The sequence below is a fragment of the Aeromonas sp. FDAARGOS 1408 genome (genome assembly GCF_019048665.1).
In the GTDB taxonomy this organism is placed as follows: Bacteria; Pseudomonadota; Gammaproteobacteria; order Enterobacterales; family Aeromonadaceae; genus Aeromonas; species Aeromonas dhakensis.
Genome location: NZ_CP077394.1, coordinates 4,718,696 through 4,745,333, shown reverse-complemented (window position 1 = coordinate 4,745,333; position 26,638 = coordinate 4,718,696). Strand labels below are relative to the sequence as shown.

The window sequence follows — 26,638 nt, the reverse complement described above, 5'->3', positions numbered from 1 at the left end:
AACCCCAGCATTAGGCCCGCCACGGGGCCAGAACCGCCAATTATTACAGCAGCGGCCCGTGCCGACCAGCCCTCTCGTTGCACCACCCCGACCGGGCGTGAGAATGACTTTGACAAGCAAGTGACCATTTAGCACAATCAAACGCCACTTTTTTTCCGCGGGACAATAATTTATGACAACTGAATCCCCAAGCTACTCCACGATCGAGCAAGCCTTCTCCCTCGGGAACGGGCAAGATTCTGCCCTCAACTGGTTGCGCAAAAACCGCAGTCAGGTCGCCATCTTCCTGGTGAGCGGCATCAAGCTGGAGGGGACCATCAGCGGTTTCGACCAGTACAGCGTGCTGCTGACCGATGCCCATGGCAACCAGCAGCTGGTCTACAAGGCCAAGATCTCCACCATCGCCATGCACTCCGGCCGGCCGCAGGTCAATATCCAGCGTGCTCGCAAGCCTCGCGTCTCCATGGCGCCGCGCCCCCACGGCGCACCCGGTCGTTACGACGACAACCAGGGCGGCAACAGCGACCAGTAAGGCCATGCCCATGTCACCCCGCGACCATCGCTGCGTCAGAGGGTGACCGAGTCCATTCCCATTTGTCATGACAGTCCCGTATGGGAATGGACTTTCTACCTCAGCGCCCATGATGACGCTCTCTGCCCAGATTCAATGCGGCAGCTTCAATACTGCAAGCCGACCGGTCTGCCCTCCCTGACCATGCAGGTCTGCATACCCGCAGCCTGACCGGCCTGTACGCCAATCCCCGTATCCTCAAACACCAGACAACCCGCCGGATCGACCCCCAGCTTGCTGGCCACCAGCAGGAAGGTATCCGGGTGGGGTTTGTGCAGCTCGACATCATCGGCCGTCACCACCACGGAGAAGTAGCGATCCAGCCCGGTATTGCGCAACACGGCGGCGGCATTGACCCGCGGTGAACCGGTGCCTATCCCCATGGGGATGCGGCCATGGTAACGCTCGACCAGTGTCTGCATGGCCGGGAAGACGGTTGCTTTGTGCAGGTTGGCCACGTAGTGCTCAGTCTTGCAACGGGTCACGATGAGCGGATCGAGCGCGATCTGCTGCTGCTCGGCCACCAGCAGGGCTATCTTGCGGCTCGGCATGCCACCCAGCTCATAGAACCAGTCGGGATCGAAGTGAAAGCCAAACTCCCGGGCCGTGTGCGCCCAAGCGGCGAGGTGCAGCGGCATGGAGTCCACCAAGGTGCCGTCGAGGTCAAATACCAGGCCTTGAAATCCGGATAGGGTCATGTGCGGAGTCTGTCTCTGAACAAAGGGTCCCCATTCTAGCCAGAGCCATCCCCGCTCGCCACGACCTAGGTGGCGAGAAACGCTTGCCCCCACATTTGTGCCTGAAAATAGATGGGAGTCAGCTTGGCGGGATCCAGCTGATAAGTCGGCGCCAGCTGGGCCAACAGTGGCCAGTCGCCCTGTTCATAGCACTTCACCAGCTGAAACAGATGAAACAGCGGCCCCTCGCGGGACTCCAGCGCTCGCTTCACGTCCTTGGGCAGATGGGCCTTGAGCTGTTCGGAGAGCAGCGAGCCGTCCAGCACCAGCCCCACCAGGAAGGCCCAGCTGGCGGCGGACTTGCCGAGCGCGCTCAGGGCGATCAGCTCGCAGAAGCGGCCGCGGGCAATGGCCATGCGGGTGCAGGCCTCCGGAATGTGCTGGCTGACCCTGGCCAATCCGTAGATGAGCACGAACTTGCGGATCTCCTGCTCCCCCAGATAGGAGAGCGCCCGGTTAACCGAGACGATGGGGCTGGCGTGATCGAAACCGGGAGCGTTGACGTAGCTCAACAGCTGCCCCGGCAGCCAGGCATCCTGCTGCAGCAGGGTCGCCACCCGGGCGAAGGAGAACTCCTCGTGGCAGATGAGCTGCAGTATCTCCTGCACCAGCTTCATGTCCGGCTGGGCGGCGCGCTGGTTCACCAGCTCCGGGCGGGCGAGAAAACCGCCGGCGAAGAAGTCGACCCCTGCCTCCTTGAGCGGCAGAAAATCCCCCCAGCTCTCGATGCCGAGGGCCATCCGCTTGTGTTCGGTCGGCTGACGGATCCCCTCCTCCCCCATCCAGAACACCAGCAGACGGGAGGCGCTGAGCCAGCGCTGCTCGCGCTGGGCACCGTGCACCGCCAGCCGGCGCCGGTAGTCGCGCCACTGCTCCAATACGGGAAAAGAGGTGGGCAACCGTTCGGCCGAAGCTTCTACCAGTGGAATGGTGTCCTGATCGAACAGCAGAGGGCGCAGCTCATCGAGCTGTTCGTGGGTGAAGGGCAGCAGATATTGGCGCCCCTGAGCCAGCAACCGGCACTGGGCGGCCAGCAGGGGCCATTCGGCAGGGTCGGCAAGCTGATAGTCAATGCCATAGGCCACGAGAGCGAGACGACGGTTGAAGATGGGATAACGACGTAACAACATGGGCTCACCGATAGGCTAGCGTACACGCCCTCCCCTGCGATTTGGCATGATAGAGCGCCTGATCGGCCTGTTCGGTCAGGCTCTGCCATGTTCCATCCAGCGAGGGAACCAGATAGCTAAAGCCTATGCTAACCGTAATGAAATCAGCAACTCGGGAGGCCGGATGCGGGATTTTTAATTCACTGAGCCCCTGGTGAATCTGTTCCGCCAGCCGCTCCGCCTCACCGGGTTGCGGACCGCACAGCAGGATCACGAACTCTTCGCCGCCGTAACGCGCCACCAGGTTGGTACGCCGCCGTTCCGCATCCTGCAGCAGGGCGGCCACCTGCTGCAGACACTGATCCCCCTTGGCATGGCCGAAGTGGTCGTTGTAGGACTTGAACTCGTCCACGTCGATCATCAGCACCGCCAGCAGACTCTGGTGCCGGCGCGCCCACTCCCACTCCCGCTGCATGGTGAGATCCCACTGGCGGCGGTTGGCGATGCCGGTGAGGGGATCTTCCAGCGACAGCATGGAGAGCCGTTTGTTGGCCTCCGCCAGTGCCCGGTTGCTCTCCGCCAGCTGCATGGTGCGCTCGCTGACCCGCTGCTCCAGCTCGCGGTTGAAACGCTCGAGTGCCGCCTGGGTACGCTGGCGGATCAGCAACTGGGAGAGCATGGCGGCATACTGCTTGAAGATCTCGCTCTGATAAGCCTTGAGCGGCCGGCGCCACAGCAGGTTGTCGGCGGCGATCCAGCCGATGGGGGTGGCCCCGTCCCACAGCGAAACCATGGCATTCCAGCCACGCCCCACCTCCTGCTTTTCGTAGTAGAGCGGCGCATCCTCCAGCACCAGCACATAATCCTTGCGGCGCAGCGCCTCCTGCACCGTGGGGTGATCAGGGATCGGGCTGATGAAGTGGTGCTCGTCGATCAGCTCGCCCACCTCGTTGGTACCCCAGGTGCCGTGCATGGTCTTGAACTCGGCATCCACCAGGAAGATGGCGATGCGGTCGAACTGCAGCTCCTGGCGAGCCAGCGCCACCGCATCATGCAGCAGCTGGTGTTCACTGTCACAACGCGCCAGCTTGACTCCCACCTGGTGCAGCGCCTGCAGCATGCTGAGGAAGGAGCCTTGCAGCGCCTGACTGCGGATGAGGTCAGCCTGGGTGTGCAGCCGCTGATCCCGCTCCAGATCGACCTGGCTGGCCAGCAGCCGGCTCTCGAGCTCGGCGGCAAGATAGTGCATCAACAGCTGGATGCCCTGTTGCTGACGCCGGGGCAGGCGATCGATACGGCGGCGGGTCTCCAGGTAGACCACGGCCTCCAGCCCCTTGTGGCGCTTGAGCGGGAAACAGGCGCGCAGGCGCACCGTCTGTGGCTCGACCGTTTCCCACAGCTCGTTGTGCTGGGCGAGCGGCTCCACCATCAGTTGTCCCTTGTCGAGGGCGTGTTCGATGAAGAGGATCGGCAACTTGAGGGAGGCGACGGCATCGGCCGTCAGGCTGACCAGCCCCTGATCGAGCTGGAAGCTGTAGAGCTGCGACTCGGGGGCGCGCAGCCACAAATAGATCTGTTCGGCTTCGGTTTTTTCCCTGATTGCCGCCAGTGTCACTTCACAGAGGTGTTCAAAGCTGGTGAAGTGCTCTGGATCCCATTCCTGCATGCCTGCCATCCTTGGTTGTATCCAAGCGAGTATATCGGCAAAGCCTGCACTTTAATTGACTGGCCAGTCAAAAGCGCGATCCAGAGCCCATTTTTTATAACAAATTCAAGGCGTGCATCGCCTCGCGGATGCGGGTACGCGTTGCCTCGGAGAGCGGCATCACCGGCAGGCGGCACTCCTCGCTGCAAAAGCCCAGCAGGGAGACGGCATACTTGGCACCGGCCGGGCTCGGCTCGGCAAACATCGCCTGATGCAGCGGAATGAGTTTGTCTTGCAGTTCACGCGCAGCTTGCCACTGGCCGGCCAGCGCCAGGTTCTGCACCTCGGCCACCAGCCTGGGGGCCACGTTGGCCGTCACCGAGATACAACCCTGACCGCCGCCGATGTTGTAGGCCACGGCGGTGGCATCTTCGCCGGAGAGCCAGGCGAACTGCGTCTTGATCAGCTGGCGCTCCACCCAGGGGCGGGCCAGATCGCCGGTCGCATCCTTCACCCCGGCGATGCGCGGCAGCTCGGCCAGGCGGGCCAGGGTTGCCGGCTGCACGTCGACGATCGCGCGCGGCGGGATGTTGTAGACGATGATGGGCTTGCTGGTGGCGTCGTGCACCGCCTTGAAGTGGTGATAGAGCCCCTCCTGATTGGGACGGTTGTAGTAACCGGCCACGTGCAGGGTGGCATCGGCCCCCATCTGCTCGGCATAGCGGGTGTATTCGATGGCTTCAACCGGGTTGTTGGAACCGGCCCCGGCGATCACCGGGATGCGGCCAGCCACCAGCTTGACCACCAGCTCCACCACCCGGCAATGCTCGTCGTGGGTCAGGGTCGGACTCTCCCCCGTGGTGCCCACCGGCACTATGCCGTGAGTACCCTGTTCGATATGCCACTCCACCAGACGTGCCAGCGCCTCTTCATCCAGCTTGCCCTGTCGAAAGGGGGTGATCAGGGCGACGATTGAACCTTTGAACATGGAATTTCCTTCTCCGTTGACTCATGAATGTGGCAATAAAAAACCCCGGTACGATGTGCGCAACCGGGGTTTGAATCTGCTCAGGGATGAGAGGTTACGCGCGAACGTCGGCAGGCCCGAATGTCAGGCTTTTTTTATGCTTTCGTTTCAACCCGTTGAACCGCATTGCGTCATCTCTGCTCAAAAAATGGTGTCTGGGCATATTTCGGGAACACGGCATAAATGTCAAGGTGAAAGCGGCTATGTATAATGGCCGCCCAAAATTGCGTGGAGAGACCCGATGAGCAGCCCGATCAGTGCCGTCAGCCAGATGCTGGAACGAAACCAAGCCCTCTTTGTCGGCAAGCGGCTGCTGGTGTGCGGCGCCCTGGAGGATGACTATCCGCGCCAGCTGGCGACCCTGACCCACTCCCTCACCGTGTTTACCACGGATTACTGCTATTACCGCAGCCAGCAGGCCGCGCTGGGCGACGCCATCCTGTTCGATCACCAACTGGGTGGCGCCCCCCGCTTCGATGCCCTGCTGCTGCTGATGCCCAAGGCCAAGGCCGAGGCCCAGTATCTGCTGGCCATGATGACCCCGCTGCTGGAAGCCGGTGCCGAGCTGTTCCTCGCCGGCGAGAACCGCGGCGGCATCAACGGGGCCGACAAGCTGCTGGCTCCCTATGGCGAGAAGCCGGTCAAACGCGATTCGGCACGCCGCTGCTCCCTCTATCACGGCGAACTGAGCAAACCGGTGGCCCCGTTCGAGCTGGACGCCTGGTTTGGCCGCTACCAGTGCCAGGCTGGCGATACCGAGCTGACCGTGCTGGCGCTGCCCGGCGTGTTCAGTGCATCCGAGCTGGATCTGGGCAGCCAGATGCTGCTGGCCAGCCTGCCGGCCATGCAGGGAACGCTGCTCGATTTCGGTTGCGGTGCCGGGGTGATCGGCTCTGTGCTGGCCAAGCGCAATACTGAACTCAGGGTCACCATGGTGGACATCAACGCGCTGGCGCTGGAATCCAGCCGCCGTACCCTGGCTATCAACGGTCTGCAGGGCGCGGTGCGGGCGTCCGACGTCTATTCCGACATCCAGGAAAAATTTGACCGCATCGTCTCCAACCCGCCGTTCCACGCCGGTCTCAAGACCTTCTACGCCGCCACCGAAACCTTCCTGGCCAAGGCGCCGGAGCATCTGTCGCAGCAGGGCACCCTCACCATAGTTGCCAACGCCTTTCTGCGATATCAGCCTATACTGGAGACGCACTTCAAACGGACGGAAGTGATCAGTGGCGATGCCAAATTCAAGGTCTATCTGAGCAAAGTGTAAATAAGTGTAAGCAGTCACCGGAAACAGGTAGAGAGCCCCATACGGGATCTGATAAGGTAATTGACACACCTCAAACCACCCCTTTAGGGGTGTTTTTTTGCATCAGGCTGAAAACCTTTTCATAGTATGAATTCAGGGAGAGAAATACGATGGCAGGCATACTCACCATGATCCTGGCGGGCGGCGAAGGTACTCGCCTCCAGCCACTCACCACCACCCGCAGCAAGCCCTCGGTTCCCTTTGGTGGCAGCTACCGACTGATCGACTTCGTGCTCAACAACTTCGTCAACGCCGACTTCCTACGCATCTATGTGCTCACCCAGTTCAAGTCCCAGTCCCTCTATCTGCACATGAAGAAGGGCTGGAATATCGTCGGCATCACGGATCGCTTCATCGACCCCATTCCGGCCCAGATGCGGATGGGAAAACGCTGGTATGACGGCACGGCCGACGCCATCTATCAGAACCTGCGCTTCATCGAGATCTCCGACCCCGAGCACGTCTGCATCTTCGGCTCCGACCACATCTACAAGATGGACGTGAGCCAGATGGTGAGCTTCCACAAGCAGAAGGCCGCCGCTCTGACCGTCGCCGCCCTGCGCATGCCCATCGAAGAGGCGAGCGCCTTCGGGGTGATCGAGGTGGATCAGGAGGGCCGGATGATCGGCTTCGAGGAAAAACCCAAGCGGCCCAAGCACATCCCCGGTGATCCCACCCAGGCGCTGGTCTCCATGGGCAACTACATCTTCGAGACCGAGTCGCTCTATCGCGAACTCAAGCGCGACGCCGCCGAGGAGAACTCCAGCCACGACTTCGGCAAGGACATCATTCCCAGCCTGTTCCCGCGTGCCCCAGTCTATGTCTACGACTACAGCACCAACGTGATCCCGGGCGAGAAGCCCAACGTCTACTGGCGCGACGTGGGGACGCTGGACTCCTACTGGCAGGCGCACATGGACCTGGTGGCCGACGATGCCCCCTTCTCCCTCTACAACCGCAAGTGGCCGCTGCATACCCACTATCCGCCGCTGCCGCCCGCCACCTTCGTCGACACCGACGACTGCAAGGTGAAGATCGCCAACTCCTTGATCTCCGGTGGCTGCTTCATCCAGGGCAGCCAGATCCAGCGATCCATCCTGGGTTTTCGCTGCAACATAGGCCCTTGCAGCCACATCAGCGAGTCGGTTCTGCTCGGTGACGTGAAGATTGGCGAGGGCTGCTCCATCCGCCGCGCCATCATCGACAAGAACGTTGAAATTGCGCCCGGCACCGTGATCGGTGAAAATCTGGACCATGACAGAGAGCGATTTACCGTGTCCGAAGGCGGTATCGTCGTGGTACCTAAGGGAGCAAGAGTTGGCTATTAACCCACTGAAAATCCTGTTCGTTGCCTCGGAAGTTGAGGGGCTTGTGAAGACCGGGGGCCTGGCGGACGTGGCCAGAGCCCTGCCGCTGTACCTGGCCCAGAAGGGACATGATGTCAGGATCATGCTCCCTTTCTACAAGACGATAAAGCGACGGGATGAGGCCAAACTGCTGGTCTCGCGTTGGTTGCCAACCCACCCGGGCCTGCCAGATATCGGCTATCGCATCTATCAAATGGATCTCGAAGGGGTCTGTGTCTACCTGCTCGACTGCCCGCAGTACTTTGATCGCCCCCAGCTCTATGCCGAAAACAACCAGGCCTATCCGGACAACGGCGAGCGTTTCGCCTTCCTGGCCGCCGCCGCGCTGCACGCCTGCGAGCAGCTCGCCTTTGCCCCCGAGATAGTGCACTGCAACGACTGGCACACCGGCCTGCTGCCGCTGCTGCTGAAAACCCGACATGCCCACAACCCCTTCTTCCAGCACACTCACAGCGTGATCAGCATTCACAACGCGGCGTTCCAGGGGGTGTTCGAGCGCCAGCAGTTCTGGGCCGTGCCCGAGATTGCCGACTACGAACAGCGCATCAGCTATGACTACGGCCACGTCAACCTGCTCAAGTGCGGGGTGCTCTATGCCGACAAGATCAACGCGGTCAGCCCCAACTATGCCAGCGAATTGCTGACCCACCTGGGGGCCCACGGCATGGCCAGCGTCTTCCAGCAGCGGGCGGCGGATCTGCGCGGCATCCTCAACGGCTGCGACTATCAGGACTGGGATCCGGCCTTCGACGACTTTCTGCCGGCCACCTATGACGTCGACAACCTGGCCGGCAAGGGCGTCTGCAAACAGAGCCTGCAGCAGGAGCTGGGCCTGCCGGTGGTGGACCTGCCCATCTACGGCATGGTGTGCCGGCTGACCGAACAAAAAGGCGTTCATCTGCTGCTGCCGGTGCTGGACAAGTTTCTCCATCACAAGGTGCAGGTGGTGATCGTCGGCTCGGGAGATCCCTCCCTCGCCACCCAGCTGCACACCCTGGCCCAGCAATTCCCGGACCGGCTCGCCTTCATCAATACCTATGACGACCGGCTCGCCCACCTGGTGGAGGCCGGTGCCGACTTCTTCCTGATGCCCTCCCTGTTCGAGCCATGCGGCCTCAACCAGATGTACAGCCTGGCCTATGGCACCCTGCCGCTGGTAAGGGCGGTCGGCGGTCTGAAGGATACTGTGGTGGACTGGGATGCCGATCCGGCACATGCGACCGGCTTCTGCTTCAACGATCCGACCGCCAACATACTGCTCGATGCCATGCGCCGCAGCCTGCTCTATTACCTGCAGGACCCCGAGCAGTTTGCCCGGGTTCAGCGCAATGCCATGAACACCCGCTTCAACTGGCCCGATTCGGTTATCCAGTACGAGCAGATGTATCGGGACGCCCTGGCTCGCCAGTGACGCTAATTGCTGAAGTTTTGTCCCCTTGATGCTGCTTTGGGTGTCAACAGCGAAAAAAGTACCTTCTGGCTGTTGACGCCCCCCCAAAACTCTATAGAATCCCCCACCGCAGTGATGCGAAGGTGGCGGAATTGGTAGACGCGCTAGCTTCAGGTGTTAGTGTCCCACGGATGTGAGGGTTCGAGTCCCTCTCTTCGCACCATACTGCAACATGCTCTTATCAGACGGCATGTAAATTCAGACTGATAACCCGATGTGCGAAGGTGGCGGAATTGGTAGACGCGCTAGCTTCAGGTGTTAGTGCCCCCCGGGTGTGAGGGTTCGAGTCCCTCTCTTCGCACCATGCTTTTATCAGACAGCATGTAAATCCAGACTGATAACCCGATGTGCGAAGGTGGCGGAATTGGTAGACGCGCTAGCTTCAGGTGTTAGTGCCCCCCGGGTGTGAGGGTTCGAGTCCCTCTCTTCGCACCATGCTTTTATCAGACAGCATGTAAATCCAGACTGATAACCCGATGTGCGAAGGTGGCGGAATTGGTAGACGCGCTAGCTTCAGGTGTTAGTGCCCCCCGGGTGTGAGGGTTCGAGTCCCTCTCTTCGCACCATGCTTCTGGCATGTAAAACGCAGAAAATGCGCTCCAACCGCATTTAAAAACCAGCTGGAGAAAATCAGTGTGCGAAGGTGGCGGAATTGGTAGACGCGCTAGCTTCAGGTGTTAGTGTCCCACGGATGTGAGGGTTCGAGTCCCTCTCTTCGCACCATTCATTCTGCAAAAGGCCCATCACGAAAGTGACGGGCCTTTTGTTTTTACCCCTTGTTATGACTATGCTTTTGACGACTCACCGCCCATCGTCATGCCAAGGAATGCATATGATACTGGATACCGACATTCACAACTTCTACGAGCATCTGGTGCTCAAGGAGATTGAGAAACAGGGGCTCAGCCAGACACTGAGCGCCAACCAGATGGCCGATCTCTGCTGCCTGACCCTAAACCAGCTCCCCTCCCACTATATTCGCCACGACGTCGATATGATCTACTTCCTGACCGATGCCAAGCGCAACGAGATGGAGAAGAACGTCATCACCTCCCTCAAACAGGCGCTGGAAAAGGTGCAGAGCGCACCGGCCACCTCGTCATAACCAGGGCTGCTGCCAGACAAGGGCCGCCACTCCGGTCATGCCGGCCACCGGCAGCAGGATCAGCGCTGGTCTCAGCCTGGGTTCGAACATGACCCAGGCGGCCAGCAAGAAGCCCAGACTCCATACCCCGTACTCCCTCTCCTGACCCCAGATCAGGATGGCCAGCAGCCCGATCAGCAGCATGGCCCTCACTATCCATCTCATGACACACTCCCCTCCAACAACTGATAACAATTATCATTTGTATTTTAGGAGTATGCAATCGGACTTTCCTATCGGAGTCGAATGTCCCATCGGGGCAGACAGAGCACTCAAAAACGGGTTATGAGATCAACTAAATTGTAAGTTTTTCAATCAAAATTGCATTTTTGCCAAATCAGTTGGGATTTGTCCCCCCTGGTTTGTGGTAGATTGCGGCCTCTTTTTGGGTGGGCCCCTCGGGATACGTGTATCCACAGGACGAGAGGGACCGACCTTGGCGAGCAAGAGTTTAGGAAGTATCTATGCAAAACCAACACAACCACATCCGATTGCCGGGCATGTCGCAGGTGTTTACCTGTCTGGCCATTTTCCTGGCCCTGGCCTTCTCCTTCACCAGCGTGCTCGACCTGCCAATCCAGTTGGCACTGTTCATCGCCTGGTTCGTCATCATGGGGCTCGGCATCAAGCTCGGCCATGATTACAAATCCCTCGAGCAGGCGGCCGTCGACGGCGTCGCCAAGGGGATGGGGGCCATCCTGATCCTGGTCTCCGTCGGCGCCCTGGTCGGTACCTGGATTGCCGGCGGCATCGTCCCCAGCATCATCTACTTCGGCCTCAAGGTGATTCACCCGTCCATCTTCCTGCTGGCGACCCTGATCATCTGCTCCCTCACCTCGCTGGCCACCGGTACCTCCTGGGGCTCGGCCGCCACCGCCGGCATCGCCATGATGGGGATCGGCCACAGCCTGGGGGTGCCAGCGCCGCTGGTGGCGGGGGCCGTGCTCTCCGGTGTCTACTTCGGTGACAAGCTCTCTCCGCTCTCCGACTCCGTGGTGCTGGCCTCGACCATGTCCAACGTCGACGTGATGGAGCACATCAAGGGGATGCTGCCCATCAGCCTGTTCTCCTATGTCATCACCGCCGCCCTGTTCACCGTGGTCGGCATGCAGTACTCCGGCAACGTCAGCCTGGAGCAGGTCAACCTGGTGATGGAGGCGCTCGACAAGCAGTTCAACATCACCCCGCTGGCCATAGTGCCCGTGGTGCTGGTGCTGGGCCTGTTGGCCAACCGCAAGCCCGCCTTCCCGGTGATCAGCTTCGGCGCCCTGCTGGGCCTTGTCTGGGCCATCCTGTTCCAGGACATGGATCCGGTGAAGGCGATGCACTCCGCCTACAGCCCGTTCGCCATCACCTCCGGCGTCGACTTCATCGACAACATCCTGGGCCGTGGCGGCATGGAGTCCATGCTGGGCTCGGTGGCCGTCATCATCTTCGGTCTGGGCTTTGGCGGCCTGCTGGAGAAGGTCGGCATCCTGGAAGTGATTGCCAGCGCCTTCGAGAAGCGCATCAAGGGTGCCGGCAGCCTGACGACCCACACCATAGGCACCGCCTTCCTGGCCAACGTGTTCGGCTCGGCCATGTATGTGTCGCTGATCCTGACCCCCAAGATCATGGCCAAGAACTACGACCGGCTGGGGCTGGCACGCAAGAACCTCTCCCGCAACGCCGAGTTCGGCGGCACCCTCACCTGCGGCATGGTGCCCTGGAGCGACAACGGTATCTTCATGGCCGGGGTACTGGGAGTGGCCACCCTCGACTACCTGCCCTACATGTGGCTCAGCTTCACCTGCATCATTGTGACCATCACCCTCGCCTATCTGGGCAAGGCGGTGAACCGAATCCCGGTGATCGAGGCGGCCAGCTCCCGCTAACCGCCGGAAAAACCATGACAAAGGCGCCAACACGGCGCCTTTTGTCTGGGTGCGATTCGAGGTTAAGCTGGCACTCACCTTGATCGCACGCGGCAGGACGCCCAGATGAACTTCACCTTTCGCCAGATCCGCTATTTCGTGGCGGTGGCCGACAGCTTCTCGGTCAGCCGCGCCGCTGCCGAGCTGCACATCTCCCAGTCGGCAGTCACCAGCGCCATCCGCGAGCTGGAGAGCGAGCTCGGCGCCCCCCTGTTCGATCGCAACCCGCGCGGGGTCAGCCTCACCACTCAGGGCCACCAGTTTCTGCTCCACGCCCGTCGCATCCTCGGCGCCATGACCGAGGCGAGCCACTCCCTCAAGGCGGTAGCCCAGCAGGATCAGGGGCGGCTCACCATAGGGGTGACGACGCTGGTAGCCGGCTACTACCTGTCGGAGGCGCTCGGCCGCTTTCGCCGCGCCTTCCCGGCGGTACAGATAGAGGTGAAGGAGGACGAGCAGCCCTATCTCGAGCACCAGATCGTCAACGGCGAGGTGGACGTGGGGATCCTGATGACCAACCGCACCATCCGCCAGGAGGCGTTCGATACCGAGCTGCTGACCCGCTCGCCGCTGCGGGTCTGGCTCGCCGCCAACCACCCGCTCTGCGCCGAGTCGACCCTCTCTCTCAAGGCGCTCGGCGAAGAGCCCATGATCTCGCTGACCGCCGACCAGCTGGATCAGATCATCGGTGGCGGCCTGCGCCGTTACGGCATAGCGCCGCGCATCGTGCTACGGACCGCCTCGGTGGAAGCGGTGCGCAGCCTGGTGGCCAGCCAGCTCGGGCTCGCCCTGCTGCCGGACTTTGCCTACCGCCCCTGGTCGCTGGAGCAGGAGCGGGTCGAGGCCCGCGCCATCAAGGAGCCGATCCCCGCCATCGACATCGGCCTGGTGTGGCGGCGCGGTTCACGGCTGGAGTGGACCGCCCGCGAGTTCATCGACATAGTGCGGGATCAGAGCCGGCTGCGGGCCCGGCAGGCACTGCCTCGCTAACCCTCTCTTGCCGAGCTACCACTAAAATTCAGATTCATCTGCACTCGATATCGATTTAGCAGATACCTTTGGCGTTAAAAATTGAAATTCTCATTGCTCAGCGCTTCTCCTACGCTCATGACTGGTTAACAGGATGTTAATTGTCAGCGTGGCATCACCACAGTGCCCGCCCCAGCAAGGAGAGCAAGATGAAACTGACCCCCCTCACCCTGGCCCTGATCCCCGCCCTGCTGGCAGGCCAGACCCAGGCAGCCCCCACCACCCTCGGCAAGGGTGAAGGCCAGCTCAACATCGTAGCCTGGGCCGGCTACGTGGAGCGCGGCGAGACCGACAAGAACTACGACTGGGTGACCGGCTTCGAGAAAGAGACCGGCTGCAAGGTCAACGTCAAGACGGCGGCCACCTCGGACGAGATGGTGGCCCTGATGAACGAGGGGGGCTTCGATCTGGTGACCGCCTCCGGCGACGCCAGCCTGCGCCTCATCGCCGGCGGCAAGGTGCAGGCGCTCAACCTGGCGCTCATCCCGAGCTACGGCAAGATAGATCCCCGTCTGCAGAATGCCCCCTGGCACACGGTGGATGGCAAGCACTACGGCGTGCCCTACCAGTGGGGCGGCAACATCTTGATGTACAACACCAAGGTGTTCCCCAAGGCCCCCGACTCCTGGAGCGTGGTGTTCGAGGAGCAGACCCTGCCGGACGGCAAGTCCAACAAGGGACGGGTGCAGGCGTTCGACGGCCCCATCCACATCGCCGATGCGGCCCTCTATCTGATGAGCCACCAGCCGGCGCTCGGCATCAAGGATCCTTACGAGCTGAACGAAGATCAGTACAAGGCCGCCCTCGACCTGTTGCGCCAGCAGCGTCAGCTGGTGGGGCGCTACTGGCACGACGCCTTCGTCCAGATCGACGACTTCAAGAACGAGGGGGTGGTCGCCTCCGGCTCCTGGCCGTTCCAGGCCAACACCCTGATCGCCGACAAGCAGCCCATCGCCACCACGGTGCCCAAGGAGGGCGTCACCGGCTGGGCCGACACCAGCATGGTGCACAGCGAGGCCAAGAACCTCACCTGCGCCTACAAATGGCTGGAGCACTCCCTGAACAACAAGCTGCAGGGGGATCTCGCCTCCTGGTTCGGCTCCGTGCCCGTGGTGCCGGCCGCCTGCGAGGGCAATGCCCTGCTCGGGAAAGAGGGGTGCAAGACCAACGGCATCGACAACTTCGATCGGGTGCGCTTCTGGCGAACTCCCGTCTCCCAGTGCAAGAGCCAGGGAACCTGCGTGCCGTATTACCGCTGGGTCTCGGACTATATCGCCATCCTGGGTGGTCGCTGAAGTTGCCTGAGTAAATGCCGATATGGGGCCGGACAGGAGTCCGGCCCGCTTCCCACACAGACAAGGACGTCCCATGAACGCCGTACAATTTGACCGGGTCAGCCGCCACTATGGCGAGGTGAAGGCGGTCGACGACATCTCCTTCCAGATCCCCGCCGGCGAGTTCTTCACCCTGCTGGGGCCAAGCGGTTCCGGCAAGACCACCTGCCTGCGGATGATCGCGGGCTTCGAATACCCGAGCGAGGGGGAGATCCGGCTGTTCGGCGAACCCTGCTCCACTGTGCCCCCCTACGACCGCAACCTCAATACCGTGTTTCAGGACTACGCCCTGTTTCCCAACATGGATGTGCGCGACAACATAGGCTACGGCCTGATGCTCAAGGGCGTGGCCAAGGCGGAGCGCTACCGCAAGGTGGACGAGATGCTGGAGCTGGTGCGCCTGCCCGGCGTCGGCAACCGCAAGCCCGGCCAGCTCTCCGGCGGCCAGCGCCAGCGCATCGCCATCGCCCGGGCACTGATCAACCAGCCGCGCATCCTCTTGCTGGACGAGCCGCTGGGGGCGCTCGACCTCAAGCTGCGCGAGCAGATGCAGCTTGAGCTCAAGGCCTTGCAGCGCCAGCTCGGCATCACCTTCATCTTCGTCACCCACGATCAGCAGGAGGCGCTCTCCATGAGCGACCGCATCTGCATCTTCAATCAGGGCAAGATCGAGCAGATCGCCGCACCGGACACCATCTACGACGCCCCCGCCACCCCCTTCGTCGCCCGCTTCGTCGGCACCGTCAACCTGTTCGAGGGGGAGCAGGCCAGGCGCCTGTGTGGCGATGAGCACCAGATGATGGTGCGCCCGGAGCGGATCCGGCTCGCCGAGGCCGGTACGCCCGGCTGGTCAGGGGAGGTGCGCGAGGTGGAGTACCTCGGCCCCTTCGTGCGCTACCGGGTCGATCTCGGCGAACAGATCGAGCTTATCGTCAACCACCCCAACGAGGGCCAGGCCCGTCTGCCCCGCGGCACCCGGGTCAGCCTCAGCTGGCCGGAGCAGGCGATCCACCGCCTGCACACCGCCCACCAGGGAGCTCAACCATGAGCGCCCCCCACAGTGCGAGCCTTGCCATGAGCCACGCTACCGACTCCGTTCGCGTCAGGCCGCTGCGGCGCCTCTCCACCCTGCTCTACGGCCGCTCCGGCCTGCTGCTGGCCATCCTGCTCGGGCCGCCCCTGCTCTGGCTCGGCATCATCTATGTCGGCTCCCTGCTGATGCTGCTCTCCAATGCCTTCTTCGGGCTGGACGAGTTCAGCGGCCAGATCCGCCACGAGCTGGGGCTGCAGAACTTCGTCGCCCTGCTGCGGGCGGAGAATCTGGACGTGATCCTGCGCACCGTCGGCATGTCCCTGCTGGTGACCCTGGCCTGCGCCCTGCTCGGTTTCCCGGTGGCCTACTACATGGCGCGCTACACCAGCGGCAAGACCCGAGCCCTGTTCTACGTCGGCATCATGCTGCCGCTCTGGTCCAGCTATCTGGTGCGGGTCTACGCCTGGAAGCTGATCCTGGCCAAGGAGGGGGTCATCAGCTGGCTGGCCGACACTCTGGGACTGGACTGGCTGCTGGACGCCATCCTCTCGCTGCCAGTGATCGGCGGGCCGTCGCTGTCGTTCTCGCGCCTCGGCACCTTCATCGTGTTCGTCTACGTCTGGCTGCCCTTCATGATCCTGCCCATCCAGGCGGCGGTGGAGCGGATCCCGCGCTCCCTACTTGAGGCGAGCGGCGATCTCGGCGCCACGCCTGCCCAGACCTTTCGCACCCTGATCCTGCCGCTGGCCCTGCCCGGCGTGGTGGCGGGCTCCATCTTCACCTTCTCCCTGACGCTCGGGGACTACATCATCCCCGGCATCATAGGTAACTCAACCATGTACATAGGTCAGGTGGTCTACATGCAGCAGGGCACGGCGGGCAACCTGCCCTTCGCCGCCGCCTTCTCGCTGGTGCCGATCCTCATCATCGCCATCTACCTCACCATCGCGAAACGCCTGGGGGCCTTCGATGCGCTCTAATACCTCCATGAAACGGGACCATGGCAGCCAACCCTCCGGTCTGCTCAAGTACGCGGCCATCGGCGGCCTCCTGTTCCTGCACTTCCCGATCCTGTTTATCTTCCTCTACGCCTTCACCAGCGAGAGCAAGAGCTACCAGTTCCCGCCCCCCGGGCTCACCCTCAAGTGGTTCGAGGTGACCCTCAACCGCCCCGACGTGTGGCGCGCCATCCAGCTGTCGCTGGAGGTGGCCGGGCTCGCTACCCTGGTGGCCATGGTGCTTGGCACCCTGGCGGCGGGGGCCATCGCCCGCAGCCGCTTCTTCGGCCAGGAGGTGGTGTCGCTCTTGCTGGTACTGCCCATCGCCCTGCCCGGCATCGTCACCGGTATCGCGCTGCGCTCCGCCTATGGGGTGATGGAGATACCCTTCAGCTTCTGGACCATCGTCATCGGCCACGCCACCTTCTGCGTGGTGGTGGTCTACAACAATGCCCTGGCGCGCTTTCGCCGCACCAACCAGAGCCTTATCGAGGCGTCGATGGATCTCGGTGCCGACGGCTTCCAGACTCTGCGCTACGTGATCCTGCCCAACCTCGCCACCGCCCTGCTGGCGGGTGGCATGCTGGCGTTTGCGCTGAGCTTTGACGAGGTGATCGTCACTACCTTCACCGCCGGCCAGCAGACCACGCTGCCGATCTGGATGTATCAGGAGCTGATCCGGCCACGGGACAGGCCGGTCACCAACGTGGTGGCGCTCATCATAGTGGCCTTCACCACCATTCCCATTCTGCTTGCCTACTACCTCACCCGCGACGGCCAGGACGTCGCCGGCAGTGGCAAATAACGACTCAACGCGTGCGCAAGGATGCAACCATGAAACTCTCTACCCAACTCTTGATCGACGGTCAGTTCGTCACCGGTGACGGCCCGGCCGAGCCCATCCTCAACCCCGCCACCGGGGAGCTTCTCGCCTCGGTGCCAGAAGCCTCGTTCGAGCAGGTGAACCGGGCGGTGAACGGCGCCCAGCGCGCCTTCGCCCAGTGGAGCCGCACCACCCCGGCCCAGCGCAGTACCCTGCTGCTGCGCCTGGCCGATGCCATCGAGCGCCACGCCGAGGAGTTCGCGGCGCTGGAATCCCTCAACTGCGGTAAGCCCTATCTGGCGGTGCTGAACGACGAGCTGCCGGCGGTGGTGGACTGTTTCCGCTTTTTCGCCGGCGCGGCTCGCTGCCTGCAGGGGCCACTCGCCGGGGAGTATATCGAGGGACACACCAGCATGATCCGCCGCGACCCCATCGGCGTGGTGGGCAGTATCGCCCCCTGGAACTACCCCCTGATGATGGCGGCCTGGAAGATGGCCCCGGTGCTCGCCGCCGGCAATACGGTGGTGCTCAAGCCCTCCGAGCAGACCCCGCTCACCGCCCTGCGCCTGGCGGAGCTCGCCAGCGAGCTCTTCCCCCGCGGCGTCATCAACATCGTCTGCGGCCGGGGCGAGAGCGTGGGGGCGCCGCTGGTGGAGCACCCGCTGGTGCGCATGGTGTCTCTGACCGGTGACATCGCCACCGGCCAGAAGATCCTGCAGAGCGCCGCCCGCACCATGAAGCGCACCCACCTTGAGCTGGGGGGCAAGGCGCCTGTCATCATCTTCGACGACGCGGACCTGGAGGCCGTGGTGGCGGGCATTCGCACCTTCGGCTTCTACAACGCCGGCCAGGATTGCACCGCCGCCTGCCGCATCTATGCCCAGGGCAAGATCTACGACAAGTTTGTCGCCGCCATGACGGATGCGGTGGCCTCCATCAAGGTCGGTGGTCCGCGCGAGGAGGGGGTGGAGATGGGGCCGCTCATCTCGGACCGGCAGCGCAACCGGGTGGCGAGCTTCGTGGAGCGAGCCCAGAGCAGCGGCCACGTGGAGGTGACGGCGGGTGGCAAGATCCATCCCGGCAACGGCTTCTTCTTCGAGCCGACCCTGATCGCCCATGCCCGTCAGGAGGATGAAATTGTGCGCCGGGAGGTATTCGGCCCCGTGGTGTCGGTGACTCGCTTCAACGACGCCGAGCAGGTGGTGCAGTGGGCCAACGACTCGGACTACGGCCTCGCCAGCTCGGTCTGGACTCGGGACCTCGGCCTTGCCAGCAAGGTGGCCAGCCACCTGCAGTACGGCTGCACCTGGATCAACACCCACTTCATGCTCACCTCCGAGATGCCCCACGGCGGCATGAAGATGTCCGGCTACGGCAAGGATCTCTCCCTCTACGCCCTGGAGGACTACACGGTGCCGCGGCATATCATGGTGAAGTTGTAGAGGCGTATCAGGAGGCGCTCGACCGAGTGCCTGGCCTGTGGCAAGCATGAGCCCTCCCTGGCCGGGAGGGTTCATTCGTCTTGGAAATACACCGGGTAAGGAAGATGCGGCTGTAATGGGGGCACGCTATTGACTCCCCTGACCCTCGCCGAGGCGAGTTGCGCGGCCAACCACCGAGATGCCCCCCGGTTGGGGATTGTCCCTTCCCTTATCCCAAGCCCCATAATGGCCACTCATTGAAGGAGGCCTGCATGTTTATCCTTGAGACCGAGCGCCTGAGGCTGCGCGATATGCGCCTCGAGGACGAGGCGGCCTTCGTGGCCATCACCCAGGACGAGCGCTATCAGCGCTTCTACAGCGAGGAGGATGGCCGGGCGCAGAAGTACCGGGAGCTGACCCGACTGTTTGTCGAGCAGGCCGGCGAGCACCCCCGGCGCGCCTATCAGCTGGCGATAGAGCATAAGGCGACGAATGCCCTGATCGGCACAGTCTGCCTGCGTCTGGAGAGCGATCAGCAGGCCTCGATGGGGTGCGGCATGGCGCGCCACAGCCAGGGACGCGGACTGATGCAGGAGGCGGCCTCGGCCCTGGCGGGCTTCGGGTTTGCATCGCTCGGGGTGCACCGCATCTATGCCGAAACCCTGTCCCTGAACCGGGCAGCCATACGGCTCTGCTCCTCGCTCGGGATGCGCCAGGAGGCGCACTTTCGCGAGCATCGCTACTTCAAGGGGCAGTGGTGGAACACAGTGGTGTTTGCCCTGCTGCGAAGCGAATGGTCCCATCAGGGCTGCGCGGCGCCCACAGAGCCGGCCACTTGCGGCTCACCCCATCCCCCAACCGGGCCGACTGATGAGTCGGCCTGACCCACACAGGAAGATGATATGTTGAGCAACCGACACCTTGGCCTTCACGCGCTAAGGTCATCAGCGAGCCGACCAGTGCGCTGGCTGCTGTGGTCCACCCTGCTGATGATCTGCCCTCTCGCGGGAAAGGCCCAGAGCCAGCCACAGATAGACGCCAATCCGACAGGCTACGCCCTGCTCTATACCGGCCCCATCTCGGACCCGGATAGCAACGAGGCGATCGCCGCCGTGGTCAAACAGGCCGGCCTCCCCGTGGTTTATCTCGACAACCTGAGCGATCTCCCGGCCAAGCTGGCGGGCGCCCGTCTGTTTATCATCGGCGGGACCGAAGATGACGTCGAGCCCCTGGTTCATCGGTTCACCCCGGCCATCGCCGGGGCGCTCAAACGCTATCTGAGTCAGGGCGGGCGCTATCTGGGGATCTGCGGCGGTGCCTTTGTCGCGTCTCTGGGCTGGGCCGACGAGGGCAATTATGTGAAGGCGCTCGGTTTGGTGCCGGTAGAGTCTGACGACTACGACGGTGACTTCTCTCCCAAGATCCATGACATTCGCTGGCTCGGGGAGGTGCGCCGCATGTACTACCAGGCCGGCCCTACCTTCGCCCTGCAGCCAGGCACCGAACCTGTGCGTGAACTTGCCTACTTCGACGATGGCCGGATCGCCGCGTTGATGAGTGCCTACGGCAAGGGCAAGGTGGCCGTCTCAGGGCCCCATCCGGAAGCCCCCGACAGCTGGAAAGCCGAGGCACAAGATGGCGATACCATGGACACAAACATCCCGCTGGCCGTGCAGCTGGTGCAGGAGCTCCTCTCCGATCGCCCCGTCCTGACACCTCGCTAGCGCCGGCATCAGTTCGCCAGATCCCAGGGGCACACCTTGGCCAGCCCCTCCTTGCCACTGCTGGCCAGGGCCTGCTGCACCATCCGTTTGTAGCGATTCTTGATGTGCGCGGACAGAGCCGGCACCAGCAGGCGCTCGTCAAATTCAGGCAGGGCCTGCGGTGGCAACACGGCCTGCTCCTCCGGGGTAAGCGGGGGGCGGGCCGATCCATTGCTGCCGGAAACCGTCGGTGTGCCCATCAACATGCGGCTCTGTAGGGGTTCGCTCAACAGGAAGTCGATCAGCAGGTAGGCCGCCTTGAGCCTGGCCGGATCATCCCCGACATCCCGCGCAATCGAGAGGGCATCAAGGGCATAGATGGCCCCCTCCCTTACCATGGCGATGCGCCACTGCTGACCGTTTTGCCGATTGCACTCCACCAGCTCCAGCCCCCAGGTGGTGGCCAGGTGCTGATGGCGCAGATCCTCGCACCGATTGGCCTGATTGAACCAGAAGCCCCGGCTCGCCTTGAGCCGCCGGGTCAGTTGCCCTTCCACCTCGTTCTGCAACGGGCTATCGGCCAGCATTTCACCGCTGGCAAAGAGGGCGGGTGACTTGCCAAGGGAGAGCAGTACGGAGAAGAGCAAGGGCTCAAACTGATCGCAGAAAACCGCAAATTGCCCCTGCCGCGTCGGCTCTGCCAACGCCTGCCAGCTGGTGGGCGGGGTGCTTTCCTGCTTGCTGTCGTAAGCCAGGCTGAACATGGCATAGGAGAAGGGCACGGAATAGTTGCGCTCCCCCAACTTGTCATACTCGGTATTCTTGAGGGCCGGCCTCACCTCCTGGTAATGGCGCAAGCGGCCAAAGTCGATGGGCAGCAGCAGCTTGAAGAGGGGTTGATGATGCGCCTTGTAGAAGTAGCTGGTCGGCATCACCACGTCGGCACTACGGGTACGCAGAGCACGATAGACGCTGTCAAAGTCGGTGAGCAGCGGTTCGATCCGGGTCACCGTCGCCTCCACCCCCTCGCGCTTGGCGTACTCGGCAAATTGCTGTTCATATCCGGCGGGCAGATACCCCCACTCCAGCAGCCTGAGCTGCACCGGGGCAGCCAGGGCCGACCCCATACAACAGCAGGCCAACAAGACGAGACTACGCATGATCACCACTCCCACAACAGGTTCTTCAGGGAGTATAGGCTCCCGTCGAACGGGGAAACGGCAGGCGGCAGGCTGCTGTCAGCGGATGGATGTCGCCAAGCAGACCCGCGCAATGCGTTGAACAGGCAGAATGTGTGCAAGCTGCACGGCACCGACGGTATGGTCGGGCAGGGAAATGAAAGGCGGTATATCGGACGAGAAGACCTGTCGCGCTCGCGGTGCGGGAGTGTGGCGCAAGAGTGCGCTGCGAGCTGGCCGCGCCGAGGAGCTGTCGTATGGCGATCGACGGCGGGCTTGCACCTGTGAGCTCGGTGGCCAGAGCCGGGGCGAGCGATTGTCAACGACGACAGGGAGGCCTAGGCCTCCCTGTCTTGTCTCGCATGGGTGTCCGGTTGCCCGGGGATCCCTTAGCGCTGACGCCCGCTGCCGATACCGAACGGAATGCGGTAGTCGCTGCTCTGCTCACCCAGGCTCACGGTCAGGTTGCCCTGGGTACGGCTCGGGATCTGCACCTGCTGGCTGCCCATCAGGTTGGCGTGCACGGAGGCAACCAGGTCACCAGACTCGTCACGTACTTCCAGCATGGGGTTGCCCTTGCCTTCGACGGCTGCGGTGGCGTGCCAGTTTACAAACAGCACACCCGGGGCGGCGTTGAAGTCAGCCGGAACGGAAGCCTGGGCAAAACCTGCGGTCATCAGGCCTGCAACGGCCAGCATCTTGATTACGTTTTTCATGTTCATTCACTCTCTTGGTTTCTATGTCATTGCCTGGGCCGACGGCCCCGAATCAATGCATCCATGCAAGAGGTTATTCAAATAGTGTGTAGTTCTTTCACCAACATCAGACCTCCTATTTGAAGGTCTCACAGCCTTGAACGACCAGTTATTTGGCCGCTTGGCGTTCCTGCCTAAGCGTTGAGTGAATATTAAACATCCAGGCTCGTCATTGTTAGCGAGATAAACTGGCCTAGATGTTCAAAAAATCTGAAGTGGCTGTACATCCCAGGTTCAGCCAATGACGGACAAGAAAAAGGGCAGGATAACCTGCCCTTGGTGTTGGAAAGTGCGCGCTGGCCGGTACCACTAGCCACCAGCCAACTCTGCTGCCGTCATGGGCCGCAGCACCTTGCAGGGATTGCCGGCCGCCACCACGCCCGCCGGCACATCCTTGGTCACCACGGAGCCGGCGCCGATCACGCTGTTGTCCCCTATGGTGACGCCGGGGCAGATGACGACGCTGCCACCGATCCAGACGTTGTGGCCGATCCGCACCGGCTTACCGAACTCCACCCCCTTGATGCGCGGCGCCACCGCCACCGGGTGAGCGGCCGTGTAGATCTGCACACCGGGCGCCAGCAGCACGTTGTCGCCGATGTGCACCTCGCACACGTCGAGGATGGTGCAGCCCACGTTGGCGTAGAAGTTCTCGCCGACGAAGATGTTGGCGCCATAGTCGCAAAAGAAGGGTGGGTTGATGGCGCACTCCTTGCCGCGGCCCCCAAGCAGTTCATGGAGCAGAGAATCGCGCGCCGGTTTCTCCTGCCAGCTGGTGTTGAAGGTGTGATAGAGCCTGCGGCAGCGCTCGCGCGCCGCCTTGAGCTCGGGGTTGCCCGCATCATAGGGCTCCCCCGCCACCATCTTCTGCCACTCGGGGCCACGCACCGCCGCCTTCATCATCACCTCGCTCATCGCCTACTCCACCAGCCAGATCAGGGATTCATAAGGGCGCAGCATACAGGATTGCGGCCGGGCCGGGCTATCCGGGTAGTTGCCAAGCAGCAGACGCCCCTTGCCGGTGGCCAGCTCCTCCGGCAGTGCGAAGCTGATCGGCTCGCCGTAGAAGTTGCTCACCACCAGCAGGGTCTGACCGTCGGCGCGGCGGGCATAGGCCCAGATCTGCGGGTGCCCCGCCAGCAGCTCCTGATAATCCCCGTGAGTGAAGATGGGATGACTCTTGCGCAGGCGGATCAGATCCCGGTAGTGCCAGAACACCGAGTCGGTGTCGGCCAGCGCCGCCTCGGCATTGATCGCGGGATAGTTGGCGGCTGGCTTGAGCCAGGGGGTGCCGGTCGTAAATCCGGCATTGGGGGCAGCGTTCCACTGCATCGGGGTGCGCGAGTTGTCACGGGACTTGGCGCCAAGAATGGCCAGGATCTCGGCCTCGCCCATCCCTTCGGCCTGCTTGATGGCGAAGATGTTGCGGCTCTCCACGTCCTGATAGTCATCGATGCGCTGATAGCCGGGGTTGGTCATGCCGATCTCCTCCCCCTGATAGATGTAGGGGGTGCCCTGCAAGCCGTGCAAGGTGCTGGCCAGCATCTTGGCGGCAACCACCCTATGTTCGCCCTCGTCACCGAAGCGGGAGACGATGCGCGGCTGATCGTGGTTGCACCAGAACAGGGCCGACCACCCCTTGCCGTGCATGCCGCTCTGCCAGTGGTTGAAGATGCGCTTGAGTTCGAGGAAATCGAACGGCGCCTTGGTCCACTTGTCGCCATTGGGGTAGTCCACCTTGAGGTGGTGGAAGTTGAATACCATGGAGAGCTCGGAGCCATCCAGCGCGCCATAGCGCTGGCAGTGCTCCAGGCTGGTGGAGGACATCTCCCCCACTGTCATGGCGCCCACCGGGGCGAACACGTCGCGGCTCACGTCCTGCAAAAATTCGTGGATGCGCGGCCCGTCGGTGTAGAAGCGGCGGCCATCGCCACTGTCGTCGCTCGGGAAGCGCTGATCCTTGGAGATGAGGTTGATGACATCGAGGCGGAAACCGTCCACCCCCTTCTTGGCCCAGAAGTGGATGATCTTCTTCACCTCGGCGCGCACCGCCGGGTTCTCCCAGTTCAGGTCCGCCTGCTCGCGGGCAAACAGATGCAGGTAATACTGGCCGGTGGCCTTATCCAGCTCCCAGGCGCTGCCGCCAAACTTGGATTGCCAGTTGTTCGGCACACCACCCTCCACCGGGTCCTTCCAGATGTAGTAATCGCGGTAGGGGCTGTTCTTGTCCCCCAGCGCCGACTTGAACCAGGCGTGCTGGGTGGAGGTGTGGTTGACGACGATATCCATCACGATGCGGATGTCGCGCGCGTGGGCGGCGGCCAAGAGCGCCTCGAAATCGGCCATGGTGCCGTAGGCGGGATCAATATTCAGGTAGTCGGCGATGTCATAGCCGTTGTCCACCTGCGGCGAGACGTACACCGGAGTCAGCCAGAGGGCGTCGACGCCGAGGGTCTTGAGATAGTCGAGGCGGGCCATGATCCCCTTGAGATCGCCAGTGCCGCGCGCGCCACTGTCCTGAAAGCTCTTGGGGTAGATCTGGTAAATCACGGCGCTCTGCCACCAGGGTGTTTGGCTCATGGGTCTTGCTCTTGTCTCGAATGAAAAAGGGAGAGGGCGACCCCTGCGGGTCGCCCTGATGCGTGGAGTCAGGCGCTGGCCTGAGCCAGCTTGCCGGCCGCCTGCTGGCGCTGGTAAACCAGCAGAGTCAGCACGATCGGCACGACGATGGCCACCAGCATGGCGACGGCATAGACGGCCCAGTATTGCGGCTGGATGGAGAGGATGCCCGGCAGGCCCCCAACCCCGATGCCGTTGGCCATCACCCCGGCGAAGCCGCAGATGAGGGCCGCAAGGCTCGAGCCCACCATGGCGCACAGCATGGGGAACTTGTACTTGAGGTTGATGCCGTACATGGCCGGCTCGGTCACCCCCAGATAGGCGGAGATGGCGGCAGGTACCGAGATCTCCCGTTCGTTCTCCTTGCGGCTGATCAGGATGATGCCGACCACCGCAGAGGCCTGGGCGATGTTGGAGAGGGCGATCAGCGGCCAGATCGGGGTGCCACCCATGCTCTGCATCAGCTGCAGATCCACCGCGTTGGTGGTGTGGTGGATGCCGGTGATGACCAGGGGCGCGTAGAGGAAGCCGAACAGGGCGGCACCGATGGGGGCAAACGAACCTGTCATGGCGGCCTTGGCAGCAAAGCCGACGCCGTCACCCAGCCAGCGACCGAACGGACCGATAAAGGCGTGGGCCACGATCACCGCCAGCAGCAGGGAGATGAAGGGGACGATCACCAGATAGAGATAGGCCGGGATGATCCGCTTGAGATTGGTCTCCACCCAGGCGAGGAATACCCCCGCCAGCAGGGCCGGGATGACCTGGGCCTGATAACCCACCTTCTGGATGACGAACAGACCGAAGTCCCACACCTCGGGAGTCTGCTGGCCGATGCCGTAGGCGTTCATCAGCTGGGGCGAGACCAGGGTGATACCGAGCACGATACCCAGGATCTCGGAGCCACCCATCTTCTTGACCGCAGACCAGCAGACGCCCACCGGCAGGAAGTGGAAGATCGCCTCGCCCAGCAGCCAGAGGAAGGCGTGCACCTGAGCCCAGAACTGGCTGATCTCGGTGAGGGTGTGGGTGCCATCGTCGAACATCTTGATGTCGCCGATGACGTTGCGAAAGCCCAGGATCAGACCGCCGGTGATGATGGCCGGCAGCAGGGGCACGAAGATCTCCGCCAGGTGGGAGATGCCCCGCTCCAGCGGATTCATGTTCTGGCGCGCCGCCTGCTTGGCGGCCTCCTTGCTGCCGCCGCTGACGCCGATCTCTTCGGTCAGCGCCTTGTACCACTGCTCCACCTCGTTGCCGATGACCACCTGGAACTGGCCGCCCTGGGTGAAGCTTCCCTTCACCGCCGGTATGGTTTCGATGGCCTTGCTGTCGGCCTTGGCCGGATCGTTGAGGACGAAGCGCAACCGGGTCAGGCAGTGACTGACGGTTGCGATGTTCTCCTTGCCACCGATCTTGTCGATGAGCGTGGCCAGATGTTGTGCGTTGATCTTGGACATGAGCCTTCCCTCT

Annotated in this window: 24 protein-coding genes and 5 tRNA genes; 19 read left to right on the top strand and 10 right to left on the bottom strand. The window is 62.6% G+C overall.

What is annotated here, in order from left to right:
* Positions 1 to 172: 172 nt before the first annotated feature.
* Positions 173 to 532, top strand: a complete 360-nt coding sequence (gene hfq, locus I6L38_RS22025; RefSeq protein ID WP_005305447.1) for an RNA chaperone Hfq — start codon at positions 173 to 175, stop codon at positions 530 to 532.
* Between the two features lie 146 nt (positions 533 to 678).
* Here hfq and I6L38_RS22020 read toward each other — a convergent pair whose 3' ends face one another.
* The 4 genes from I6L38_RS22020 to dapA all read right to left on the bottom strand — a co-directional run bounded on the left by I6L38_RS22020 (position 679) and on the right by dapA (position 5,050).
* Positions 679 to 1,269 carry an HAD family phosphatase gene (locus I6L38_RS22020; protein WP_024943147.1) on the bottom strand — a complete coding sequence of 197 codons (591 nt, stop codon included), beginning with the start codon at positions 1,267 to 1,269 and terminating at the stop codon, positions 679 to 681.
* A gap of 65 nt (positions 1,270 to 1,334) precedes the next feature.
* Positions 1,335 to 2,438 carry an EAL and HDOD domain-containing protein gene (locus I6L38_RS22015; RefSeq protein WP_010636011.1) on the bottom strand — a complete coding sequence of 368 codons (1,104 nt, stop codon included), beginning with the start codon at positions 2,436 to 2,438 and terminating at the stop codon, positions 1,335 to 1,337.
* Between the two features lie 4 nt (positions 2,439 to 2,442).
* Entirely contained in the window at positions 2,443 to 4,083 is a 1,641-nt protein-coding gene (locus I6L38_RS22010; RefSeq protein WP_017782484.1) for a diguanylate cyclase, read from the bottom strand.
* Positions 4,084 to 4,177: 94 nt separating this feature from the next.
* Positions 4,178 to 5,050: a 4-hydroxy-tetrahydrodipicolinate synthase gene (gene dapA / locus I6L38_RS22005; RefSeq protein ID WP_216988939.1), complete on the bottom strand. Its 873-nt coding sequence runs from the start codon at positions 5,048 to 5,050 to the stop codon at positions 4,178 to 4,180.
* A 280-nt stretch (positions 5,051 to 5,330) separates the two neighbouring features.
* Between dapA and rsmC the strand changes: the two genes are divergently transcribed.
* The 9 genes from rsmC to I6L38_RS21960 all read left to right on the top strand — a co-directional run bounded on the left by rsmC (position 5,331) and on the right by I6L38_RS21960 (position 10,320).
* The gene (gene rsmC / locus I6L38_RS22000) at positions 5,331 to 6,359 is read left to right on the top strand and encodes a 16S rRNA (guanine(1207)-N(2))-methyltransferase RsmC (RefSeq protein ID WP_216973444.1); all 1,029 of its coding nucleotides are present in this window, start codon (positions 5,331 to 5,333) and stop codon (positions 6,357 to 6,359) included.
* 149 nt (positions 6,360 to 6,508) lie between these two features.
* Positions 6,509 to 7,726, top strand: coding sequence for a glucose-1-phosphate adenylyltransferase (gene glgC / locus I6L38_RS21995; protein WP_005305468.1), 1,218 nt, complete (start codon positions 6,509 to 6,511; stop codon positions 7,724 to 7,726).
* Entirely contained in the window at positions 7,716 to 9,176 is a 1,461-nt protein-coding gene (gene glgA / locus I6L38_RS21990; protein ID WP_211030361.1) for a glycogen synthase GlgA, read from the top strand. The genes glgC and glgA overlap by 11 nt, the downstream gene beginning before the upstream one ends.
* A gap of 116 nt (positions 9,177 to 9,292) precedes the next feature.
* Positions 9,293 to 9,378 (top strand) — tRNA-Leu (locus I6L38_RS21985).
* Between the two features lie 55 nt (positions 9,379 to 9,433).
* Positions 9,434 to 9,519: transfer RNA gene (locus tag I6L38_RS21980), tRNA-Leu, on the top strand.
* Between the two features lie 45 nt (positions 9,520 to 9,564).
* Positions 9,565 to 9,650: transfer RNA gene (locus I6L38_RS21975), tRNA-Leu, on the top strand.
* A 45-nt stretch (positions 9,651 to 9,695) separates the two neighbouring features.
* A tRNA-Leu gene (locus tag I6L38_RS21970) sits at positions 9,696 to 9,781 on the top strand.
* A gap of 71 nt (positions 9,782 to 9,852) precedes the next feature.
* Positions 9,853 to 9,938: transfer RNA gene (locus I6L38_RS21965), tRNA-Leu, on the top strand.
* 109 nt (positions 9,939 to 10,047) lie between these two features.
* Entirely contained in the window at positions 10,048 to 10,320 is a 273-nt protein-coding gene (locus I6L38_RS21960) for a late competence development ComFB family protein (RefSeq protein ID WP_005305474.1), read from the top strand.
* On the opposite strand, the gene I6L38_RS21955 is transcribed toward I6L38_RS21960, so the two are convergent.
* Entirely contained in the window at positions 10,315 to 10,524 is a 210-nt protein-coding gene (locus tag I6L38_RS21955; protein ID WP_017766456.1) for a hypothetical protein, read from the bottom strand. The two genes, I6L38_RS21960 and I6L38_RS21955, sit on opposite strands and share 6 nt — an antisense overlap.
* 299 nt (positions 10,525 to 10,823) lie before the next feature.
* Between I6L38_RS21955 and nhaC the strand changes: the two genes are divergently transcribed.
* The 9 genes from nhaC (at position 10,824) to I6L38_RS21910 (ending at position 20,634) form a co-directional block, all read left to right on the top strand.
* Positions 10,824 to 12,233 carry a Na+/H+ antiporter NhaC gene (gene nhaC, locus I6L38_RS21950; protein WP_017782481.1) on the top strand — a complete coding sequence of 470 codons (1,410 nt, stop codon included), beginning with the start codon at positions 10,824 to 10,826 and terminating at the stop codon, positions 12,231 to 12,233.
* 105 nt (positions 12,234 to 12,338) lie between these two features.
* The gene (locus tag I6L38_RS21945; protein WP_005305481.1) at positions 12,339 to 13,262 is read left to right on the top strand and encodes a LysR family transcriptional regulator; all 924 of its coding nucleotides are present in this window, start codon (positions 12,339 to 12,341) and stop codon (positions 13,260 to 13,262) included.
* 188 nt (positions 13,263 to 13,450) lie between these two features.
* The gene (locus I6L38_RS21940) at positions 13,451 to 14,596 is read left to right on the top strand and encodes an ABC transporter substrate-binding protein (protein WP_017766455.1); all 1,146 of its coding nucleotides are present in this window, start codon (positions 13,451 to 13,453) and stop codon (positions 14,594 to 14,596) included.
* 73 nt (positions 14,597 to 14,669) lie between these two features.
* Positions 14,670 to 15,683, top strand: coding sequence for an ABC transporter ATP-binding protein (locus I6L38_RS21935; RefSeq protein ID WP_216988938.1), 1,014 nt, complete (start codon positions 14,670 to 14,672; stop codon positions 15,681 to 15,683).
* The gene (locus I6L38_RS21930; RefSeq protein WP_024943139.1) at positions 15,680 to 16,648 is read left to right on the top strand and encodes an ABC transporter permease; all 969 of its coding nucleotides are present in this window, start codon (positions 15,680 to 15,682) and stop codon (positions 16,646 to 16,648) included. The genes I6L38_RS21935 and I6L38_RS21930 overlap by 4 nt, the downstream gene beginning before the upstream one ends.
* A gap of 7 nt (positions 16,649 to 16,655) precedes the next feature.
* Positions 16,656 to 17,471 carry an ABC transporter permease gene (locus I6L38_RS21925; protein WP_010636002.1) on the top strand — a complete coding sequence of 272 codons (816 nt, stop codon included), beginning with the start codon at positions 16,656 to 16,658 and terminating at the stop codon, positions 17,469 to 17,471.
* A gap of 29 nt (positions 17,472 to 17,500) precedes the next feature.
* Complete coding sequence (locus I6L38_RS21920) at positions 17,501 to 18,931, top strand: gamma-aminobutyraldehyde dehydrogenase (protein WP_216988937.1); 1,431 nt, start codon at positions 17,501 to 17,503, stop codon at positions 18,929 to 18,931.
* Between the two features lie 251 nt (positions 18,932 to 19,182).
* Complete coding sequence (locus tag I6L38_RS21915) at positions 19,183 to 19,794, top strand: GNAT family N-acetyltransferase (RefSeq protein WP_216988936.1); 612 nt, start codon at positions 19,183 to 19,185, stop codon at positions 19,792 to 19,794.
* A gap of 75 nt (positions 19,795 to 19,869) precedes the next feature.
* Positions 19,870 to 20,634 (top strand): hypothetical protein, encoded by a 765-nt coding sequence (locus I6L38_RS21910; RefSeq protein WP_216988935.1) that lies wholly within the window; start codon positions 19,870 to 19,872, stop codon positions 20,632 to 20,634.
* A gap of 8 nt (positions 20,635 to 20,642) precedes the next feature.
* Here I6L38_RS21910 and I6L38_RS21905 read toward each other — a convergent pair whose 3' ends face one another.
* The 5 genes from I6L38_RS21905 to treB all read right to left on the bottom strand — a co-directional run bounded on the left by I6L38_RS21905 (position 20,643) and on the right by treB (position 26,625).
* Positions 20,643 to 21,740: a PotD/PotF family extracellular solute-binding protein gene (locus tag I6L38_RS21905; RefSeq protein WP_216989607.1), complete on the bottom strand. Its 1,098-nt coding sequence runs from the start codon at positions 21,738 to 21,740 to the stop codon at positions 20,643 to 20,645.
* A 440-nt stretch (positions 21,741 to 22,180) separates the two neighbouring features.
* A complete protein-coding gene (locus I6L38_RS21900) occupies positions 22,181 to 22,513 on the bottom strand; it encodes a hypothetical protein (protein WP_094698753.1) in 333 nt (110 codons plus the stop codon).
* Between the two features lie 342 nt (positions 22,514 to 22,855).
* Positions 22,856 to 23,461, bottom strand: coding sequence for a sugar O-acetyltransferase (locus tag I6L38_RS21895; RefSeq protein WP_216988934.1), 606 nt, complete (start codon positions 23,459 to 23,461; stop codon positions 22,856 to 22,858).
* Positions 23,462 to 23,464: 3 nt separating this feature from the next.
* Positions 23,465 to 25,126, bottom strand: a complete 1,662-nt coding sequence (gene treC, locus I6L38_RS21890) for an alpha,alpha-phosphotrehalase (protein ID WP_216988933.1) — start codon at positions 25,124 to 25,126, stop codon at positions 23,465 to 23,467.
* Between the two features lie 68 nt (positions 25,127 to 25,194).
* Positions 25,195 to 26,625: a PTS trehalose transporter subunit IIBC gene (gene treB / locus I6L38_RS21885; RefSeq protein ID WP_005305515.1), complete on the bottom strand. Its 1,431-nt coding sequence runs from the start codon at positions 26,623 to 26,625 to the stop codon at positions 25,195 to 25,197.
* Positions 26,626 to 26,638: the final 13 nt, after the last annotated feature.

Bases quoted from the DNA above. Each gene is read 5' to 3' on its own strand.
- hfq (WP_005305447.1), top strand. From the start codon at position 173: ATGACAACTGAATCCCCAAGCTACTCCACGATCGAGCAAGCCTTCTCC.
- I6L38_RS22020 (WP_024943147.1), bottom strand. From the start codon at position 1,269: ATGACCCTATCCGGATTTCAAGGCCTGGTATTTGACCTCGACGGCACC.
- I6L38_RS22015 (WP_010636011.1), bottom strand. From the start codon at position 2,438: ATGTTGTTACGTCGTTATCCCATCTTCAACCGTCGTCTCGCTCTCGTG.
- I6L38_RS22010 (WP_017782484.1), bottom strand. From the start codon at position 4,083: ATGCAGGAATGGGATCCAGAGCACTTCACCAGCTTTGAACACCTCTGT.
- dapA (WP_216988939.1), bottom strand. From the start codon at position 5,050: ATGTTCAAAGGTTCAATCGTCGCCCTGATCACCCCCTTTCGACAGGGC.
- rsmC (WP_216973444.1), top strand. From the start codon at position 5,331: ATGAGCAGCCCGATCAGTGCCGTCAGCCAGATGCTGGAACGAAACCAA.
- glgC (WP_005305468.1), top strand. From the start codon at position 6,509: ATGGCAGGCATACTCACCATGATCCTGGCGGGCGGCGAAGGTACTCGC.
- I6L38_RS21960 (WP_005305474.1), top strand. From the start codon at position 10,048: ATGATACTGGATACCGACATTCACAACTTCTACGAGCATCTGGTGCTC.
- I6L38_RS21955 (WP_017766456.1), bottom strand. From the start codon at position 10,524: ATGAGATGGATAGTGAGGGCCATGCTGCTGATCGGGCTGCTGGCCATC.
- nhaC (WP_017782481.1), top strand. From the start codon at position 10,824: ATGCAAAACCAACACAACCACATCCGATTGCCGGGCATGTCGCAGGTG.
- I6L38_RS21945 (WP_005305481.1), top strand. From the start codon at position 12,339: ATGAACTTCACCTTTCGCCAGATCCGCTATTTCGTGGCGGTGGCCGAC.
- I6L38_RS21940 (WP_017766455.1), top strand. From the start codon at position 13,451: ATGAAACTGACCCCCCTCACCCTGGCCCTGATCCCCGCCCTGCTGGCA.
- I6L38_RS21935 (WP_216988938.1), top strand. From the start codon at position 14,670: ATGAACGCCGTACAATTTGACCGGGTCAGCCGCCACTATGGCGAGGTG.
- I6L38_RS21930 (WP_024943139.1), top strand. From the start codon at position 15,680: ATGAGCGCCCCCCACAGTGCGAGCCTTGCCATGAGCCACGCTACCGAC.
- I6L38_RS21925 (WP_010636002.1), top strand. From the start codon at position 16,656: ATGAAACGGGACCATGGCAGCCAACCCTCCGGTCTGCTCAAGTACGCG.
- I6L38_RS21920 (WP_216988937.1), top strand. From the start codon at position 17,501: ATGAAACTCTCTACCCAACTCTTGATCGACGGTCAGTTCGTCACCGGT.
- I6L38_RS21915 (WP_216988936.1), top strand. From the start codon at position 19,183: ATGTTTATCCTTGAGACCGAGCGCCTGAGGCTGCGCGATATGCGCCTC.
- I6L38_RS21905 (WP_216989607.1), bottom strand. From the start codon at position 21,740: ATGGGGTCGGCCCTGGCTGCCCCGGTGCAGCTCAGGCTGCTGGAGTGG.
- I6L38_RS21900 (WP_094698753.1), bottom strand. From the start codon at position 22,513: ATGAACATGAAAAACGTAATCAAGATGCTGGCCGTTGCAGGCCTGATG.
- I6L38_RS21895 (WP_216988934.1), bottom strand. From the start codon at position 23,461: ATGAGCGAGGTGATGATGAAGGCGGCGGTGCGTGGCCCCGAGTGGCAG.
- treC (WP_216988933.1), bottom strand. From the start codon at position 25,126: ATGAGCCAAACACCCTGGTGGCAGAGCGCCGTGATTTACCAGATCTAC.
- treB (WP_005305515.1), bottom strand. From the start codon at position 26,625: ATGTCCAAGATCAACGCACAACATCTGGCCACGCTCATCGACAAGATC.